The 18,305-nt window shown below is 67.7% G+C and carries 19 protein-coding genes; 2 read left to right on the top strand and 17 right to left on the bottom strand.

The window, feature by feature from the left end:
• The first annotated feature begins 71 nt into the window (after positions 1 to 71).
• Positions 72 to 434, top strand: a complete 363-nt coding sequence (locus L1F06_RS10525) for an Mpo1-like protein (protein ID WP_003240736.1) — start codon at positions 72 to 74, stop codon at positions 432 to 434.
• 1 nt (position 435) lies between these two features.
• On the opposite strand, the gene L1F06_RS10520 is transcribed toward L1F06_RS10525, so the two are convergent.
• The 10 genes from L1F06_RS10520 to selD all read right to left on the bottom strand — a co-directional run bounded on the left by L1F06_RS10520 (position 436) and on the right by selD (position 11,312).
• The gene (locus L1F06_RS10520; protein WP_041772888.1) at positions 436 to 1,233 is read right to left on the bottom strand and encodes an acyl-CoA thioesterase; all 798 of its coding nucleotides are present in this window, start codon (positions 1,231 to 1,233) and stop codon (positions 436 to 438) included.
• 106 nt (positions 1,234 to 1,339) lie between these two features.
• Positions 1,340 to 2,110 carry a CHAD domain-containing protein gene (locus L1F06_RS10515; protein WP_003240740.1) on the bottom strand — a complete coding sequence of 257 codons (771 nt, stop codon included), beginning with the start codon at positions 2,108 to 2,110 and terminating at the stop codon, positions 1,340 to 1,342.
• Between the two features lie 82 nt (positions 2,111 to 2,192).
• Positions 2,193 to 4,178, bottom strand: coding sequence for a transglutaminase TgpA family protein (locus L1F06_RS10510; RefSeq protein ID WP_003240742.1), 1,986 nt, complete (start codon positions 4,176 to 4,178; stop codon positions 2,193 to 2,195).
• Positions 4,175 to 5,131 (bottom strand): DUF58 domain-containing protein, encoded by a 957-nt coding sequence (locus L1F06_RS10505; RefSeq protein WP_003240744.1) that lies wholly within the window; start codon positions 5,129 to 5,131, stop codon positions 4,175 to 4,177. Before L1F06_RS10505 ends, L1F06_RS10510 begins: the two co-directional genes overlap by 4 nt.
• Positions 5,131 to 6,048 carry an AAA family ATPase gene (locus L1F06_RS10500; protein WP_003240746.1) on the bottom strand — a complete coding sequence of 306 codons (918 nt, stop codon included), beginning with the start codon at positions 6,046 to 6,048 and terminating at the stop codon, positions 5,131 to 5,133. Before L1F06_RS10500 ends, L1F06_RS10505 begins: the two co-directional genes overlap by 1 nt.
• A gap of 95 nt (positions 6,049 to 6,143) precedes the next feature.
• On the bottom strand, positions 6,144 to 8,111 hold the full coding sequence (locus tag L1F06_RS10495; protein ID WP_003240748.1) for a methyl-accepting chemotaxis protein: 1,968 nt from the start codon (positions 8,109 to 8,111) through the stop codon (positions 6,144 to 6,146).
• Positions 8,112 to 8,232: 121 nt separating this feature from the next.
• Positions 8,233 to 8,838 (bottom strand): flavin reductase family protein, encoded by a 606-nt coding sequence (locus tag L1F06_RS10490; protein WP_003240750.1) that lies wholly within the window; start codon positions 8,836 to 8,838, stop codon positions 8,233 to 8,235.
• Positions 8,838 to 9,116, bottom strand: coding sequence for a hypothetical protein (locus L1F06_RS10485; RefSeq protein ID WP_003240752.1), 279 nt, complete (start codon positions 9,114 to 9,116; stop codon positions 8,838 to 8,840). The genes L1F06_RS10490 and L1F06_RS10485 overlap by 1 nt, the downstream gene beginning before the upstream one ends.
• Before the next feature lie 40 nt (positions 9,117 to 9,156).
• Positions 9,157 to 10,278 (bottom strand): tRNA 2-selenouridine(34) synthase MnmH, encoded by a 1,122-nt coding sequence (gene mnmH, locus L1F06_RS10480; RefSeq protein WP_003240754.1) that lies wholly within the window; start codon positions 10,276 to 10,278, stop codon positions 9,157 to 9,159.
• Positions 10,278 to 11,312, bottom strand: a complete 1,035-nt coding sequence (gene selD / locus L1F06_RS10475; RefSeq protein ID WP_003240763.1) for a selenide, water dikinase SelD — start codon at positions 11,310 to 11,312, stop codon at positions 10,278 to 10,280. The genes mnmH and selD overlap by 1 nt, the downstream gene beginning before the upstream one ends.
• A 103-nt stretch (positions 11,313 to 11,415) precedes the next feature.
• Here selD and L1F06_RS10470 point away from each other — a divergent pair, with 103 nt between their 5' ends.
• Positions 11,416 to 12,426 (top strand): patatin-like phospholipase family protein, encoded by a 1,011-nt coding sequence (locus L1F06_RS10470; RefSeq protein WP_003240765.1) that lies wholly within the window; start codon positions 11,416 to 11,418, stop codon positions 12,424 to 12,426.
• 6 nt (positions 12,427 to 12,432) lie between these two features.
• On the opposite strand, the gene L1F06_RS10465 is transcribed toward L1F06_RS10470, so the two are convergent.
• The 7 genes from L1F06_RS10465 to L1F06_RS10435 all read right to left on the bottom strand — a co-directional run bounded on the left by L1F06_RS10465 (position 12,433) and on the right by L1F06_RS10435 (position 18,297).
• A complete protein-coding gene (locus L1F06_RS10465; protein ID WP_003240767.1) occupies positions 12,433 to 13,521 on the bottom strand; it encodes an AI-2E family transporter in 1,089 nt (362 codons plus the stop codon).
• Positions 13,522 to 13,595: 74 nt separating this feature from the next.
• Entirely contained in the window at positions 13,596 to 14,399 is an 804-nt protein-coding gene (locus L1F06_RS10460) for a DUF4892 domain-containing protein (RefSeq protein ID WP_129483612.1), read from the bottom strand.
• A 155-nt stretch (positions 14,400 to 14,554) separates the two neighbouring features.
• The gene (locus L1F06_RS10455; RefSeq protein WP_003240773.1) at positions 14,555 to 15,418 is read right to left on the bottom strand and encodes an alpha/beta fold hydrolase; all 864 of its coding nucleotides are present in this window, start codon (positions 15,416 to 15,418) and stop codon (positions 14,555 to 14,557) included.
• Positions 15,415 to 16,218, bottom strand: a complete 804-nt coding sequence (locus L1F06_RS10450; protein ID WP_129483613.1) for an alpha/beta fold hydrolase — start codon at positions 16,216 to 16,218, stop codon at positions 15,415 to 15,417. The genes L1F06_RS10455 and L1F06_RS10450 overlap by 4 nt, the downstream gene beginning before the upstream one ends.
• Positions 16,219 to 16,317: 99 nt before the next feature.
• A complete protein-coding gene (locus tag L1F06_RS10445; protein ID WP_129483614.1) occupies positions 16,318 to 16,950 on the bottom strand; it encodes a LysE family translocator in 633 nt (210 codons plus the stop codon).
• Between the two features lie 41 nt (positions 16,951 to 16,991).
• Positions 16,992 to 17,795 carry an AraC family transcriptional regulator gene (locus L1F06_RS10440; protein WP_129483615.1) on the bottom strand — a complete coding sequence of 268 codons (804 nt, stop codon included), beginning with the start codon at positions 17,793 to 17,795 and terminating at the stop codon, positions 16,992 to 16,994.
• 58 nt (positions 17,796 to 17,853) lie between these two features.
• On the bottom strand, positions 17,854 to 18,297 hold the full coding sequence (locus tag L1F06_RS10435; RefSeq protein ID WP_003240781.1) for a hotdog fold thioesterase: 444 nt from the start codon (positions 18,295 to 18,297) through the stop codon (positions 17,854 to 17,856).
• Positions 18,298 to 18,305: the final 8 nt, after the last annotated feature.

The following is an 18,305-nucleotide window of genomic DNA, read 5'->3' as shown; positions in this document are numbered from 1 at the left end:
CATAGCCAGGAGCAATTCGCTCTGCGCTGGCGGCGATCCTAGACTCGAGCCATCGAGCCGAGGATCGCCCCATGCGCAAACGTCACCCCAACCTGCTGGCCTGGCAATGGCAGCATTACGCCGACCAGCACCGACATCCCACCAACCTGCTGCTGCACCTGATCGCCGTGCCGCTGTTTTTGCTGTCGCTGATCCTGCTGCTGATCGGCCTGTGGCAGCTGGGGTTCGTGCCCCTGGCGCTGGGCATCATCGGCCTGATCGCCGCCCTGGCGTTGCAGGCGCACGGCCACCGCCTGGAACAGCAGCAACCCGAACCCTTCAACGGCAAGCGCGACGCGGTCAAACGCCTGCTGCTGGAGCAGTGCGTGACCTTTCCGCGCTTTGTTTTCAGCGGCGCCTGGTGGCGCGCCTGGCGCCAGCGCCGGCGCCCCTGAGTCAGGCAAACACGGTCACGGTCTGCCGGCTCAGAGCGATCAGTTCGCCACTCGGACTCCACAGCGCCGCCGCCACGTGTCCGTAGCCATCGCGGGCGTGCTCGATCTCCGCGCGGTACAGGCACCAGTGCTCGGTGTTCAGGCTTTGCAGCGGCTGCACGAATTCGATGGTCCAGGTCAGCGAGCTACCCGGTGCCGGGCTCTTCAGATGCGGCAGTACCGCCGGCGGCCAGGCATCGACCAGCGCCAGCAGATGCGCCTCGCTCAATGCCTGCACCTCGTTCTCGCCACGTAGGCGCACCCAGCCGCCCATCTGCCGCGACGGGTTGTTGGTGAAGGGCATGCCGCCAAGGGCCCAGCGCATGGCCAGAAATCGGGTGAACTCCGGGGTGACGTTGCGCACGTAGGGCAGCTCGGTGCATTGCTCGGCAGGCTTGAGCTGCGGCGCCGGCAACGGCGCCACGTCGATGAGCGAATCGCGCGAGGCACCGAAGCTACCCTGCACCATGGTCACCACCTGGCCATCCTGAGCCGCGCGCAGGCACATCTGGCTGACCGCCTTGCCCTCGCGCAGCACCTCGGCCTGAAAGCTCACCGGCACCTCGGCGGCCACCGGGCCGACGAAGGTGATGGCCAGCGAGCGCACCGGACGCCCTTGCGGCACCTTGGCGCGCATGGCTTCGAACGCCAGCGCCGCCACCAGGCCGCCAAAGCTTGCCCGGCCCTGCCCCCAGGTTGGCGGAATCACCACGCCATCCGGGTCACGGCGCACCGCGTCGAGCAGTTCGGAAAAAGTCATACACACCTCGCATTCCATGAATGGCAGGGATCTTAGGGGATCGTCGATGCCTGACGATAGGCCGATGCGAGGCCTATTCGGTCATAGTGGCGGCGAAAATGTCGCCTTATCGCTCGACGGGGAAGTCGACGTACAGCGCCAGCAAGGCCTCGTCCGCGCGGCGCTCGGCCATTGCCTGGGCCTGCAGCCAATGGCCACTGCACGGCTTCAGCGCCTCGCTCGCTTCGCTCTGCGCCAGCCACTGCAGATGATCGTGCCAATCGCCCAGCTCGCTTTGCGCACGCTTGAGACGCGCATATGCGGCCTTGCCCAGACCGCCATGGGCCGGATAGGTCTCTGCGGCGTAACGCACGCGCTTGATCAACAACCGCAGGCGATGCCGGTCATGCGCCGGATCGCGCAGCGCGGCGGCCAGATGGCGCTGCTGGCGGCGCAGGCGGCGACGGATGCGCTTGTCCATCCCGCGCAACTGCCCCTGCGCGGCGGCCTGACGCCAGTTCGTCGGCCAGGCATCGAGCAACAGCAGCAGCTCGGCCAGCTCGCGGCTGCTGGCGATGGCCGCGTATCCCGCTGCGTGCTGCGCCGCATCGAGCGGAGCCAGGTGGGGCAACCCCAGACGCTGCAGCTCGCCGATCAGCACCTCGCGGTCGCGCAGAGGGCCGCTCAGCCGTCCCAGCACCGCCGCGCCCTGCTCCAGCGCGTCGACGCTCGGCAGACCGCGCAACGGCCGCAGCAGGCTGCGCAGCTGGCGCAGGGCGATACGCAGATCGTGCAGGGCTTCGGCATCGGTCACAGCGGCCAGGCGCGCCTGACAGGCATACAGACGGACCTGCAAGGCCAGCACGCGTGCCAGGATCTGTTCGGCCAAACTGCTCATGCACATGCCCCCTTACCCGGATCGGTCATCCACCCCATGCCCACGGCCGGCGCATCCCAGATGATTATTGCGAGACCGCGCGCTAACGCAACAGGCGCCAGGGCAAGGCTCTGCGCAGCTCCCCCAGGGCCTGACGCAAAGCCGCCCGGGAAGCAGGCTGGCCGGCGTAGCGCTGGGCCTCGAAGCAGCGGGCAAAGGCCTGGATCGCCGGGGCCTGAGCCGGCAGTTCGCGGCCGGCGCGTTCGGCGAAGGCTCGCGCGCCTTCGCCCGCCTGACGCCGCACGCCGTGCCGCGCCAGCAGCCGCTCGAAGCGGCGGAAGGCCTGGCGTTGCGGGTCCGCCCGCTGCTGCCAGGGCTTGAGCAGCCAGAGCGCGAGCAAACCGATCAGCAAGGTCCCGCTGCCCACCAGCGCCAAGGCCAGGCGCTGCCAGTCGAGGTTGCCGAACCAGTTGTGCAGCAGCTTCAGCTGCTGCTCGCCCTGATAACCGAGCACCCAGCGCTGCCAGCCGTAATTGAGGTTCTCCCAGCCCAGACGCAGCTGGTTGAGCCAGGCCAGTTCGCGGTATCGCAGCGGCGAGAACGGCTGATCGTCGAGAAAGCCGTCTTCTTCGCCCAGTGCGTCTTCCAGACCCAGCTCGATACGCTGCGGCGCCACCTGATAGGTGGGATCGACGCTGCGCCAGCCCTGCTCGGGCTGCCAGTACTCCACCCAGGCATGGGCATCGAACTGACGCACCTGGATATAGTTGCCGCCGGGATTGAGCTCGCCGCCCTGGTAACCGGTCACCACACGCGCGGGAATGCCGGCGGCGCGCAGCACGAAGGTCATGGCGCCGGCATAGTGCGCGCAGAACCCACGGCGGGTGTCGAACAGGAATTCGTCGATGCTGTCGCGTCCCAGCGGCTGCGGACGCAGAGTGTAGACGTAGGGTTCGCGATTGAAATGCTGCAGCAGCGCGGCCACCAGCGCCTCGGCCTGCGGGTGCTCGCGCTGCAGTTCGGCCGCCCAGGCGCGGCTGCGCGGGTCGCCCTGCTCGGGCAGCTGCAGCGCGCGGCGCAGTGCAGGCGGCTCGGCATCCGCCTCGCGCAGCGCCTGCGGCCAGGAGCGCGCCTGATAGAGCAAGGGGCGATCCACCGGGCGCCGCCGTTGCCAGCGGAAGTCGGTCATCATGCGGCTTTCGTTCTGCGCCACCTCGCCGACATCCAGGGCGAACAGCCAGGGCTTGCCGCTGGGCTGCATGACGATGCTGTAATCCAGCGGCTCGCCCGCCTTGCGCCATTGCGGCGCCGACGGCAATTCGGCGTAGTTGGACTGCGACCAGCGCCGGCCATCGAAACGCTCCAGCGTCAGCGCCCGCCAGTACAGCTGATCGCGCGGTGGCACCGGCCCTTCGAAGCTGGCACGAAAGGCCAGGGCCGAGGAGCGGCTCAGCTCGGCGATATCCGCCGGCTCCATGCTGTCCGACAGGCCGGTCACGCCCTTGTCGCTGGGCATCGGCAGCGACCACAGCGGCCCCATGCGCGGAAAGAACACGAACAGCAGCAGCATCAGCGGCAAGGCCTGCAACAGCAGACCGCCGGCCAGGCGCAGAGTGGGCCAGGGGCGTTCGGCGAAGCCACTGTGCTGCAGGCCCACCAGCGCGGCGAGCAGCGCCGTCACCGGCAACAGGCTGTACAGCGCCGCGACGATGCCGTCCTCGAACAGGTAGGCGGTCACCACGCAGAAGAAGCCGAGGAAGATCAGCACCAGCGCATCACGCCGGGTCCGCATTTCCAGCAGCTTGAGGATGAAGGTGGCGATCAGCAGGACCACCGCGGCGTCGAGACCGACCAGCGTCCCTCGCGACAGCAGGACACCCGCCAGCACCACCAGCATCAGGCCACCCTTGGCCCAGCCGTTGGGATAGCGCGCACGCATGCGGAAGATCTGCACGCGCCAGCCGGCAGCGCCCAGCCAGAGGGCGATCACCCACAGCGGCAAATGCAGCAGGTGCGGCAGGATCACCAGCAGCTGGGCCACCAGCAGCCAGGTCAGGGCGATACGCGGAATGCCCGGCAACGCGCTCATGGACGCTCTCCGAACAGCGCCAGGGCGCGCAGGCAGGCGTCACGATGGCCTTCGCCCTGGTCCGGGGCGATGACCTGCCCCGGCAGCTGCAGGCCGAAGGGCTGCTGCCGCTCGGACAGCTGCAACACCCAGTGGCACAGCAGCGACAGGCGCATTTCGCTGTCGCCGCCCAGGCTGTCGTAATCCAGCCACAGGTCGCGCCCGCTGAGCATGGCGAAGTCCTTCACCAGCAGGCCCTGGCCGCGGGAATAGGCCTTCCAGTCCAGGCGCCGCTTGGAGTCCCCTGGCTGGTAATCACGCAGGCCCTGAAAATCGTCGGCGCCCCGCCCGCGCGCGCGCATGCCCTCCTCCTCATCCTCGGCGCCCAGGCCGACAGACAGCGGCAGGTCACCCTCCAGCGGGCGCGGGTAGATCAGCAGAGCCTGATCCAGATCGACCCAACTCCAGGCCACCAGCAGCCCCAGGGGGAAGCGACTCTCGACGCGCAAACGTCCGGGCCGCAGCCAGCCGCGCCGCACGGCCGGCAGGCTCAGGTCCGCCTCGGCCTGACCCAGGCGCGGTACGTCGCGCAGCACCAGCTCGTTCGGCGGCCAGCCCAGCGCCACGGCCTGGTGCTCGCGCTCACGGCTTTCCAGGCGCACGCGAAAACGCGCCTGCTCGCCGACGAATACCGCACCGCCGCCACCGGCCTTGAGCACCAGCCCGGCCAGGTTGCGATAGGTATGCAGGATGGCGACGACGAACACCGACATCAGCAGGAACGTCAGGCCATAGGCCAGGCTGTTCTGGTAGTTGATGCCCACCAGCAGCATCAGCAGCAGGGCCACGGCGAAGGCCGCGCCCACCCGGCTGGGCAGAATGAAGATGCGCCGCTGATTCAGGCGCACGCTGGCCGCCGGAGGAATGCGCCTGGCCAGCCAGCGTCCCCACAACGGTTTGAGCGCGGCGCGCATCAGAGTGCCGGCACTTCGCGCAGCAGCCACTGCACCAGGCTGCCGCCGCCATGGCCGGTGGGATCGGCGCGCTCGCGCAGGCGATGGCCGACCACCGATGGCAGTACCGCCTGCACATCCTCAGGGATGACATAGTCGCGCTCGGCCAACAGCGCCCAGGCCCTGGCGGCAGCCAGCAGCGCCAGGCTGGCGCGCGGCGACAGGCCCCAGGCGAACTGCGGCTGACTGCGCGTCGCCTCCACCAGGCGCAGCACGTAATCGACCAGCGCATCGCTGGCGCGCACCTTGGGCACCTCCGCCTGCAGACGGGCCAGTTCGGCGTGGTCGAGAATCGGCTCGATGCGCGGCAGCAGATCGCGCCGCGCATCGCCCAGCAGCAACGCGCGCTCGGCGGCCTGCGCCGGATAGCCCAGCGACAGGCGCATGAGGAAGCGATCGAGCTGCGATTCCGGCAGGGCGAAGGTGCCGCCACTGCTGACCGGGTTCTGCGTGGCGATGACGAAGAACGGCTCCGGCAGCGGCCGGGTCGCACCCTCGATGGTTACCTGCCCCTCCTCCATGGCCTCGAGCAGCGCACTCTGGCTTTTCGGCGTGGCGCGATTGATCTCGTCCGCCAGCACCAGCTCGGCGAAGATCGGCCCGGGGTGAAAGACGAACTGCCCGGTGTCCTTGTCGAACACCGAGGTGCCGAGAATGTCGCCGGGCAACAGGTCGGAGGTGAACTGGATGCGCTGGAAGCTCAGTCCCAGCACGCGCGCCAGGGCGTGGCTCAAGGTGGTCTTGCCCATGCCGGGCAGGTCTTCGATCAGCAGGTGACCGCGCGCCAGCAGACAGGTGAGCGCCAGACGCACCTGCGCCTCCTTGCCCAGCAGGATCTGATTGACCGAGTCCAGGCAGGCATCGAGTTTACTTCGCATCATCGGCTCCTTATGCAGAACGCCGATGCTACTGGGCCACTCGGGTGCGGCATAGCTCCGTGCAAACTTTGCTGACGAAACTGTGAGGGCAACCGCTATGTCAGCCGGAAATGCCCGGCCATGCCCTGCAACTCGCGCCCCAGCTCGGCCAGCTCGATGCTCGAGGCCGCGGTCTGATCCATCGCGGTGGCCGACTGGTCGGCGATATCGCGGATGGAGGTGACGCTGCGGTTGATTTCCTCGGCCACTGCCGTCTGCTGCTCGGCGGCTGCGGCGATCTGCTGATTCATCTCGAAGATCTGCGCCACCGCCTCGGCGATGGCGGTCAGCGCCCCTTCGGTCTGGTTGGCGTCGGCCACCGTCAGGCTCACCAGGCTCTCGCTTTGCTCCATGTCCGCGACCGCGCGGCGACTGCCCTCGCGCAGGGCGGCGATCAGCGCCTCGATCTCCGCGGTGGATTGCTGCGTACGCTTGGCCAATGCCCGAACCTCGTCGGCCACCACGGCGAAACCGCGGCCCTGCTCACCGGCACGCGCCGCTTCGATGGCGGCATTGAGCGCCAGCAGGTTGGTCTGTTCGGCCACGCTCTTGATCACCTCCAGCACCGCATCGATGCGCTGGGTGTCCTGGCTCAGACGCTGGATGCTGGCGGTGGTGGCGTTCATCGCCTGCGCCAGTTGCTCGATGCGCTGCAGGGTCTGGCGCACCACCTGGCTGCCGGTATCGACACGCCGGTCGGCCTGCGCGGTGGAGGCCGCGGCGGCCTCGGCATTGCGCGCCACCTCATGCACGGTGGCGGTCATCTGGCTCATGGCCGTGGCGACCTGGTCGGTTTCCAGCTTCTGTCCGTTGACACCCTGGCGCGTCTGCTCCGCGGTGCTCGACAAGGATTGCGCCGAGTTGGAAATCTGCGCCACCCCGCCCTGCAGGCGGCCGACCATGTCGCGCAGGTTGCCGGCCATGGCCTGCATGGCGGCGAGCAACTGCCCGACCTCGTCGCGCCGGTCGACCTCGATATGGGTGCTCAGATCGCCACTGGCAATGCGCTCGGCCAGAGCGATCACGCGCTTGAGCGGGCGCACGATGGCCAAGCTGATCGTCACTGCCGCGCCCAGCCCGAACAGCAGGGCCAGCGCCGCCGCCAACATGATCAGACCGCTGCTGGCCTGACGCTCGGCCTGCATGGCCCTGCGCTGAGCAGCCAGCGCCTGCTCGACCTGGGCCAGGAGCCGCTCGACCTGCGCCACCAGTTGCACGTAGACCTGCTTCTGCTGCTGCAACTGACCGGCGTATTCCCTGAGGCGCTCGTTGAAGGAGTCGACATTGACCACCACCTCGCCGAGCACCGCGGCGTAGCCGGGGTCGTCCAGCGTATCGCGCAATTCCGCGGCCAGCGCCTGAGCCTGGCCGGCCTGGGCGATCTCGGCCTGTTCGCCGGCATCCTCCCGGCGGCTGGCCTCCAGTCGCTGCCGCGCCTGATCCAGCGCCTGCAACAGCAGCTGGTGAATCTTGCCGACCTGCCCGGCCTGCAACACCGCCTCGCCGCCCTGTTCGCCCTGGCTGCGCTTGAGCAGCTCGACCCCATCCTCGGCCAGCCCTTCCTGCAGCAGGTCGAGGCTGTTGGCGGCGCTGACCACCAGCCAGTCGGCGGCCTGCAGCGACAGCTGCATGGTGTCGGTCAGGTCGACGTAACGAGCAAAGGCACTGCGGTACTCGGCCAGCGCCGGCTCGGCCTGCGCGAGGGCAGCGGCGGTTTCGGCATCCAGTACTTCCTGCAGCGCCGCAGCGGCCTGCACGATGGCCTCGGCCTGCTCGGAGAGGCGTTCGGCATGCTGCTTGTCGCCGCTCGAGGCAAAGGCCAGCTCGCTATGGCGCATGCGCAGCACCTGCTCGCCCAGAGCGCTCATGCGCTGCTGCACTTCGGCGCCGGCGCTGACTTCACGCAACGCCAGCAGGCCGGTCACGGCCATCAGAGCGGTCAGACCGAGCACCAGCGCAAAACCCAGCATCAACTTGCTGGCCGTACTGAGACTGGCCAAGCGATTCGCCAACGAGCCACCCATGACATTCCCCTGCCTACTGCTCCCCGAATTCTGGAACATAGGAGCGCGGCGGTGCTGGCGACAAGCCAGCAAAGGCCAGGATGGCCGGAACAGTTAACTGGAGGTCGTTTTCAGAACGCGTTCAGGGGCGTTGCATCTGGAACAGCTCGCTGGTTCGGCAATAGGCACTGCCACCGAGCCGGCCGACCAGATCGAGCTTGAGCGGATCGAGGCGGCCCTGCTCGCTCAGTACGGCTTCGTCGATATGCGCCAGCACCACCTCGGCGAAGATCAGGTGGCAGGTGGGACGCTGCGCCGGATAGGGCTGGATCTGCGCCACGCGGCATTCGAAGGTCACAGGCGCGCCGGCAACCCGCGGCACGTCGATGCGCTCGCATGGCAGGTTGGCGATGTCGCAGTGGGCGAACTCGCTGACCTCATGCGGCAATATGGCCGCACTGGCGTTCATCGCCTCGACCTGAGCGAAGCTGACCAGCTGAATCGCCAGCTCACCGCTGGCCTGGGCATTGCGCAGGGTGTCCTTGAGGCTGCCGTCGTCGCGGGTGTTGACGTTGACCAGCAGGGTCGGCGGGCTGTCGCTGATCACCTGGAAGAAACTGAACGGCGCCAGATTGGCCACCCCGCTCGGGGAGCGGGTGGAGACCCAGGCGATCGGCCGCGGTGTGATGCTGGCAGCCAGCCAACGGTATGCCTCCAGCGGGCTCAGCGTGGCGAAGTCGAGCTGCATCAACGCCCCGCTCGCGATTCACGGATGTAGAAGCGTGCCCGCTCCGCCTTGCTGGTGCAGCCTTCGTAGGCTTCGAACTGCTGCTGCGTCTTGGCCGCGGTCAAAAGCGACAGCGCCTTGGAGTAGCTCACGGTACCGGCGAAGCCTTCGGCCTCGGCGATGCTCAGCTCCTTCCAGGCTGCGTCCAGCTGATTGGCGCAGGTTTCGCGGTAAACGGTCTTGCCGGCGCAGCCGGTCAGCACCAAGGCCAGCAGCGGCAAACAGATCCAGTGTTTCATCGACCACACTCCTCGAACGGATATGACTACGGATTGAAGCTTAGGACGCCGGTGCCTCGGGAAAGTGCCCGCTTCGCTGGCGCAGGTACTCCACCACCGCCTGCTGCTCGCCGGCGAACTCGATGCGTCCGGCCTTGCTCTCGCGCTGGAATACGTACATGGGATCGTAGTACTCCACCAGCAGGGCTTCGATCCAGCCGCGATGGGTATCGACCTGGCCGTCGCGCGCCTGCTCCTCCAGCGCCTGGTCCATGATCGCCGCCAGCCGCTGATAACGCTCGCCGCCAAGACGCCGGGTGATATTGGCCAGGCTTTCGCGCAGGCGTGCGGCAAAGGCGGCGAAACCGGCCTCTGCCCCCTCCACCGCGACGAACTCGGCGCACAGCTCGACCACGTAGGCCTGCAGGATGCGCTCGACGCGATCGCCCAGGCTGTCCTCCAGCCAGACCAGCGGATAGTGCTGCATGCCCTGATAGAGCGGCAGCGGCAAGGAGCAACGACCGATCAGACGCGCCTCGTCCTCCAGAACGAACTGTCGCTGCCCGGCGGCACGGCGCTTGAGCAGGTCGATGGCCAGGGCATTCTCGAAATCGATCTGCGCCGGCTGCCCGCTGGCGCGCTTGCCGAAGCTGGAGCCGCGATGGTTGGCATGCGCCTCCAGATCCACGGCGTTGTGCAGCTGGGCGAGCACCTCGGTCTTGCCGGTGCCGGTCATGCCGCCGACCAGGACGAAATCGCACTCGGCCACCGCCTGCTCGGTGGTCTCCAGGAGAAAGCCGCGCATGGCCTTGTAGCCCCCGATCACCCGCGGGTAATCGATGCCCGCCTCGCTTTTCAGCCATTGCTGCACGATCTGCGAGCGCAGGCCACCGCGGAAGCAGTACAGGTAGCCATCGGGATTGGCCTTGGCAAAGCTCGCCCAGGCCTCGATGCGTTCGGCCTTGGTACGGCCGCTGACCAGCTGATGCCCGAGCTCGATGGCGGCCTGCTGGCCGTGCTGCTTGTAGCAGGTGCCGACCTTCTGCCGCTCGATGTCGTTCATCAGCGGCAGGTTGATGACGCCGGGAAAGGCGCCCTTGTGAAATTCCACCGGCGCGCGGGCATCCATCATCGGCCGGTCGTTGATAAAGAGATCGCGGTAATCGGTGCAGTTCTCGCGCATCAGAGCACCTCGACCGCGTAGCGCTGTCGCTCGACCATCTCACCGATGGGCGCCAGGCTCAGCCCCAGCTCGGCGGCCACGGCGAGGAACTCGGCCTCGCCGTCCGGCGCCACGGCGATCAGCAGGCCACCGCTGGTCTGCGGGTCGCACAGCAGCAGCTTGGCCAGCTCCGGCAGCGGCGCGATCTTCTCGCCGTAGCTGTCGAAGTTGCGCAGCGTACCGCCGGGTACGCAGCCCTGCTCCAGGTAATGCTCGACGCTGGCCAGACGCGGCACCCTGGCGAACTCGACGCGCGCGCTGAGGCCGCTGCCGTCGGCCATCTCCACCAGATGGCCGAGCAGGCCGAAACCGGTCACGTCGGTCATCGCCCTGACCCCGGCCAGCTTGCCGAAACGGCTGCCAGGCTTGTTCAGGGTGCACATCCAGTCACGCGCCAGGCCGACGTCCTCGCTGCGCAGTTTGGCCTTCTTCTCGGCGGTGGTGAGAATGCCGATGCCCAGCGGCTTGGTCAGGTACAGCCTGCAGCCGGCCGTCGCGGTGTCGTTGCGTTTCATGTCGGCCTTGCTCACCAGGCCGGTCACGGCCAGGCCGAAGATCGGCTCGGGCGCGTCGATGGAGTGCCCCCCGGCCAGCGGGATGCCGGCCTCGTCGCACACCGCGCGACCGCCGCGGATCACTTCGCGGGCAACTTCCGGCGCCAGCACATTGACCGGCCAGCCAAGAATGGCGATGGCCATCAGCGGATCGCCGCCCATGGCGTAGATGTCGCTGATGGCATTGGTGGCGGCGATACGGCCGAAATCGTAGGGATCGTCGACGATCGGCATGAAGAAATCGGTGGTCGAGACCACCCCGCGTTCCTCGTCGATGGCGTAGACCGCGGCATCGTCGCGCGAGGCGTTGCCTACCCACAGGCGCGGGTCGAGATTCTGCGCGCCGCTGCCGGCGAGAATCACCTCCAGCACCTTGGGGGAAATCTTGCAGCCGCAACCGGCGCCATGGCTGTACTGGGTCAAACGGATTGGCTCGCTCATGTCTCTCTCTTGCATCGACGACTGGCGGCGGATTCTAGCAAAGACCGCCTTGGCGCAGCGCCTTTGCGCGAGTAAGGTCGAAGCATCCTGGGGGGGAATTGCTATGAGCAAGAAAGTGGCGCTGGTGCTGGGCTCGGGGGGCGCGCGCGGCTACGCCCATATCGGCGTGATCGAGGAACTGCAGGCGCGCGGCTATGAAATCGGCTGCATCGCCGGCTGCTCGATGGGCGCGGTGGTCGGCGGCATCTTCGCCGCCGGCAAGCTGCGCGAGTACCGCGAATGGACCGAAAGCCTGGATTACCTGGACGTGCTGCGCCTGCTGGACGTCAGCTTCCGCCTCGGCGCCATCCGCGGCGAGCGGGTGTTCGGGCGTATCCACGACATCGTCGGCGAGATCAATATAGAGGACCTGTCGATCCCCTTCACCGCGGTGGCCACCGACCTCACCAACCAGCAGGAAATCTGGTTCCAGGAAGGCTGCCTGCATCAGGCCATGCGCGCCTCGGCGGCGATTCCCAGCCTGTTCACCCCGGTGGTGCAGGGCAAGCGTATGTTGGTCGACGGCGGCCTGCTCAACCCGCTGCCGATCGTACCGGTGGTGTCCAGCCACTGCGACCTGATCATCGCGGTCAACCTCAACGCCACCAACCAGAATCACTACCAGCTGCCGGTGATCGAACGGCCAGCGGCGCTCAAGGGCCGCATCGATCAGTTGATGAGCAGCCTCGGCTCGCGCCTGCCCAACTTCCGCCGCAAGGGCGAGGACGATGCCCTGCTGCTGGCCGAGGAGCAGCAGCGCGCCGATGCCGTCAGCCCGGCTGCCGCGCCGAGCCGCGCCTGGGAGGATGAGGCGGCGCCGAAGTCCGCCAGTGGCTCGCGGGTGGCCGAGCTCACCGGCCCGGCCTCCCTGCTGGAGCTGGTCAACCAGAGCTTCGAGGTGATGCAGACCTCGCTGGCGCAGTACAAGATCGCCGGCTATCCGCCGGACGTGCTGATCAACGTGCCCAAGCGGGCGTGCCGTTTCTTCGAGTTCTACAAGGCGCCGGAGCTGATCATGCTGGGTCGGCAGATCGCCCGCGACACCCTGGACCGGTACGAGCGCGAACGCGGCTGAGCAGCCTCAGCCGCGCGCCTCCTCGCCCGGCAACGGCTTGTTCACCACCTCCTCGGCCGGCGGCGCCTTGTCCGCCACCCAGTCGCTGAGCAGGCTGTAGGCCACTGCCAGCAGGGTCGGGCCAAGGAACAGCCCCATGAAACCGAACGCCAGCAGGCCGCCGAACACGCCGAGCAGCACCACCACCAGCGGCAGGTTGCCGCCGCGGCTGATCAGGTAAGGCTTGAGAATGTTGTCCACGCCGCTGATGACGAACATGCCCCAGACGCCGAGGAACAGGGCGAAGCCGTAGTCGCCCTGCCACACCAGCCAGGCGGTGGCGGGAATCCACACCAGCGGCGGGCCCATCGGCACCAGGCTGAGGACGAAGGTGAGAATGCCCAGCACGATCGCCCCCGGCACCCCGGCGATCCAGAAGCCGATCAGCGCCAGCAGGCCCTGGGCGGCGGCCGTACCGATCACGCCGTTGACCACGCGCTGCACGGTGCCGGCCACCAGTTCCAGGTAGTGGTCGGCGCGCTCACCGATCAGGCGCTCCAGCAGGCCGTGAACGAACACCGCCAGACGCGGGCCGTCACGGTAGAAGAAGAACACCAGCACCAGGCTCAGGCCCAGCTCCAGCATGCCGCCGCCGAGTTGCGCGCTACGCGCCAGCAGCCAGTTGCCGACCTGGCCGAGATAGGGCCGCAGGGAGGCGAAGAAGGCCGCGCCCTGCTGGTCGATGGTCATCCACAGTGCAGCCAGCCGCTCGCCCACCAGCGGCAGACCTGTCAGCCAGGCCGGCGGTGGCGGCAAGCCTTCGACCTGCAGATCCTTGATCAGCGCGTTGGCGTCCTTGATGTGATCGGCCAGGTTGAAGCCCAGCCAGATCAGCGGCCCCGCCACCAGGATCACCCAGCCGCAGGTGAGGATGCCCGCCGCCAGCGACAGACGCCCCTTGAGCAGTTGGGTCAACAGACGCATCAGCGGCCAGCTGGCGAAAGCCAGCACCGCAGCCCAGAACAGCGCGGACCAGAACGGCGCCAGCACCCAGAGGCTGGCAGCCAGCAGACCGAGCAGGAGAATCTGCACCAGCAGACGATCATTTGTGGCCATGAATCGAGACTCCCTTCGACAGAACGACAAAGCGCCCATGACGGGCGCTCTGAATAACCGATGCACGTTGAAGCTTAACGCAACAAACGCACCGTCAGGGCATCATCCTGACCTTCGCCCAGTTCCAGGCGCGCCTCGCGAACGCGTTGCGCGATCAAGGCCTCGCGCCAGTCCTGCGCCTGGCTGCCGGAGAGCGTGACGCGCAGGGTGCTGTCCAGATTCAGGCTGCGCGCCAGGACTTCGGCCCAGGCACTGTCGGCACGGACCTCGGCCGGCAACTGCAGCTGGCCGTCGGTGCGCAGCTGGCGCAGCAACGTCGCCGGCGTCGGCAGCAGCTCACCCAGCGGCGCGCCGGCATCCAGCTGCTCGGCATGCAGATAGGCGCGGCGATTGCCGCGGGTGATGCTGTACAGGGCCAGCAGGCTCTCGTGATTCGGTTCGGCCAGACGCAGCAGCGCGTAGGCCTGCTGATCGTCCGAGCCATACAACGTGGCGTTGCCGAACACCGCGTTGGCCCACAGGTTGCTGGCGCCGCACTCGCGCCCCTGGCACCAGTACAGCAGCTCGGCGCCCTGCTCCAGCAAGGCCTCGCGCGAGGCATTGAACACCTGGTCGGCACTGTGGGTGCGCGGCAGCTCGTAGGTCACCGCGCTGTGACGCCCCTGCACCAGAATCTCCCGCTCGTAACGCAGCCGCCCGCTGATGCGGCGAATCGAGCCCTGCGGGTAGATGCGCTCGATGTCGGGCGCCTCCCTGAAGGCGACGATATGGCTGGCGGGAAACCGCGGCAGTACCTCGAGATCGCGGCTGCCGGGCACATCGGCCGCCAGCACGCCAGCGCTGCACAGCATGGCGCCCAGCAGAGGAAACAGCCTCATACGCGCCCTCATCGAGTCGACATCGGTTGGCAGGCGGGCAGCGGGCCCGAGACGGCAAGCCCGGAAAGGGAACAGGGGGTGACGAGATTGAGCGGGTCGATCATGCGATCCTCCATGGCAGACCGCCACACCTTTCCCCAGGTGCCGCCGGCAAGTCAAGGCAAGCGCAAGAATGGATTGAAACAATCCGCTACACGTTGCGCGCCGGCCTCATCGTCCAGATGCAGATGGTGACCGCCCGGCAATCGGTGGACCTGGAACGGCAGCTCCGCCAGCAGCGCCTGCACGGCCGGCTGTGCGCCCATCATGCCCTGCTCCGCCAGCACCAGGCTGACCGGACACTGCAGCGCCCGCACGAAGGCCTGGGCATGCGCCCAGCTCAGGCGCAGGGGCGAAGGCAGCGTCAGACGGCTATCGGTACGCCAGGTGTAACCGCCGGGCACCGGCATCAGACCGCGCTGCGCCAGCAACTCGGCGGCCTCCTGGCTCACCGCGCCGACGCCCTTCATGCGCGCCTGCACCGCACGCGCCATTTCGGCATAGACCGGTTTGCGCTTGTGATCCAGGGCAAGCTTGGCGCGCAGCGCCTCGCCGAGTTTCTCCGGAGCCTGCTCGGCTTCGCCGGTAAAGGGCACCAGGCCATCGATCAGCGCCAGACGCGCCACCCGCTCGGGCATGGCGCCAGCCAGCAGCACCGCCGTGATCGCCCCCATGGAATGCCCCAGGATGGAAAAGCGCGACCAGCCGAACTGCTCGGCGACCTGCAGCACATCGTAGGCGTAGTCCCACAAGGCATAGCCGGCGCCCGCCGGGCGATGCTCGGAATGGCCATGCCCGGCGAAATCCAGGGCGACGATACGCACACCTTCGAGCTTCGGTGCAAGGCGCGCGAAGCTGGCGGCGTTGTCCAGCCAGCCGTGCAGTGCCAGCAGCGGCTGGCCGTCTTCCGGACCGTACAGGTGCGCCGCCAGTTCGATATGCGGCAGGCTCAGGCGGACTTCCTCGAACCCCTTGCTCATGCACTCGCCTCCTGAGCGCCGGCCCAGCGACTGAACAGCTGGCGCAGCAGCTCGGCGGTGGCCTGGGGACGCTCCAGCGGAAACATGTGCCCGCCCGGCAGGTGGTGATATTCCGCGCGCGGCATGCGCCGCAGCAGGCGGGCGTGATGCGGCAGCACCACGCGGCTGTGGCGGCCGCGCACCATGGCCAGCGGCACCGCCAACTGCTGCGGTCGCCCCGGCGCGGTGTGCGGCACGCTGCGATAGATGCTGATCTCGGTGGCCGGATCGAAACGCAGGCGCAGGCCCTGCTCGGCCGGCCGCAGACCGTGGTGCACATAGGCGTCGAGGCATTCGGGGTCGAAACGGCGGAACAGGCTCTTGCCGGCGAAATAGTTACGTGCTTCGACCGGATCGCTGAACGCCTCGCGCCGTCCCAGGGTACGCCCGGCCGGCGTGATGCGGTCGATGAAGCCAAAGCGCTTGGCGGCGCGGATCACCATGCGGTCGGCCAGGGTCAGTACCGGCGAGTCGAGCATCACCACGCCGCGGTACAGCTCGGGGCGGAGCAAGGCCGCGTGGTAGTGCAGCACGCCACCGAGGGAATGACCGACGCCCCAGACCGGCTCGTCGCCGCCTTCCAGGTGGTGGATCAGTTCGGCGACCAGGTTCGCCCAGTTGTCGTCCACGGGAAAGCGCGGATCGTGGCCATGCTGCTCCAGATGGCGTACCTGATAGTCCGGCGCCAGGGCGGCGAACAGCTTGCTGTAGGTGGCCGAGGGAAAGCCGTTGGCATGAGCGAAGAAGATCGGCTGCGACATGCGTCGAACTCGAAAAGGCGAATACCCCGAGATTCTCCGGCAGCCGCCGGCGCGCGGCAATGACCGTAACTGCCATTGATGGCGGCGCAATGGTCAGGGCTATAACAGAAGCCTGCCGACGATGCTCAGCGCCACCAGCAGAAACACCATGCCGCAGACGAAGTCGATGGTCGGCGCCACCTGCAGCAGGCGCTGACGCATCAGCGGCCGACTCAGGGTCAGCCCCAGCAGGCTGAACCAGAACAGGCTCAGGACGAACAGCAGCGCGGCGCAGGCCACCTTGCCGGGCAGCGACATGTCGGCCGGCACCAGGCTGCTGAGCAGGGCGAGGAAGAACACCAGCGCCTTGGGGTTGCCCAGATTGGTGAATACGCCGCGCAACCAGGGACCGAACAGCGACGGCGCCAGTTCGCCATCCAGACGCCTGGGGCCGGCACTGCCCCGCCACCAGGCCCGCACCGCGCCGACACCCAGCCAGCCCAGATAGAGCGCGCCGCCGACCTGCACCAGATCGAACAGCCACTGGGTACGGCTGAGCAGCAAGGCCACGCCGCTGAGCACCAGCGTGCCATGCAGAAGAATGCCGCAGGCCAGCCCCAGGGCGCTGAGCAGACCCGCACGCTGGCCCTGATGCAGGGCGGTTCGCACCACCAGCGCCACATCGGGGCCGGGGCTGATAAGGGCCACCGCGAACACGGCAGCCAGCGACAGCAAGACGGACGTCTCCTGCATGGTGATCTCCAGGAAATGGATAAGAGGGATGTGCGGCTGAATCAGCCCTGGCGCAGGCGCGCCGGAGGCAGACCGTAGGTGCGGCGGAACAGCCGGGAGAAATGCGCCTGGTCATAGAACCCCAGGCGCAGTGCGATCTCGCTCAGGGGCTCCCCTGCCAGCACCAGCGGCAACGCTCGCTGCAGGCGCAGCTGGGTGAGCCACTGATGCGGCGGCAAGCCGGTGTGCTGGCGGAAGCGGCGCAATGCCTGCCAGGGGCTCATGGCGCAGAAGGTGGCGATCTCCTCCAGCGAGGGCGGAGCGTCCAGACGGCTTTCCAGCCAGTCGCGCAGGCGCTGCCAGGTGCGCGGGTCGAAGACCCGATCCGCCTCGCTGACGCGCAAGGTCGAGCCCATCTCCAGCAGATGGGCCAGCGCCTGCCAGAGAGACTCTTCCTGCGCCAGACGTGACCCGCCCAACATCGCCGCATGAAAACGCTGCAGATGCTGCGACAGCGCGGGATGGCGCAAACTGCTGCAGGTCAGTCTCGGTGCCCCCTGACGCCCGTCACTCAGGGTACGACTGGCCTCGTCCAGCCAGAAGGGATCGAAGGCCATCACCCGGATGCGATAGCTCTGCCCCTCCAGGCAGGCGCCGTCATGAATCCCTTCCGGCGCCATCAGCAGCACGTCCCCTGCCCCGACATGCCGACGCTCGCCGCCATAGGCGTAGCGATGCTGCCCCTGGATCAGCAGGCCGACGTGGTACTCCAGGTGAAAGTGCCGGGGAAAGGCGAAGCGGCTGTACTGCGCGTCGATCAGACGAACGCCGGGCAGGCTGCTCTGGATGTGAGTGATCTGGTCCATGGCGCCTACTGTAGCGCCATGAACCGGGCAAATCTTGGATGAAATTGCAGGCAGAAACTCAAAGCTTCGGCGGCTGCTCGCCCAGCGGCACTATGGCCATGGTCAGGCGCGAGATGCAGCTGGGCTTGCCGTCATCGCCACTGAGGCGGATGTCCCAGACATGGGTGGTACGGCCCAGGTGCACGGGCCGCGCCACCGCATGCACACGCCCGCTGCGCAGGCCGCGCAGGTGGTTGGCGTTGACCTCGAGGCCCACGCAATAGAAGCGGCTGCTGTCGATGCACAGGTAGCTGGCGGTGGAGCCCAGCGTTTCCGCCAGCACCACCGAGGCGCCGCCATGCAGCAGGCCATAGGGTTGGTGGGTACGCGCATCGACCACCATGCTGGCGCTGAGCGACTGGTCGTCGAAGGTTTCGAAACGGATGTCCAGCACCTCGCCGATGCTGTTTCTGAGGGTGGCGTTGAGCGCCTCGATGTCGGGAGTTCGTTGCCAGAGAGCCATGGACCTTT

It is taken from the genome of Pseudomonas hydrolytica (assembly GCF_021495345.1).
Lineage (GTDB): Bacteria > Pseudomonadota > Gammaproteobacteria > Pseudomonadales > Pseudomonadaceae > Aquipseudomonas > Aquipseudomonas hydrolytica.
Note: the sequence above shows the minus strand (reverse complement) of the source record. Positions and strands in the feature narration are given on the sequence as shown.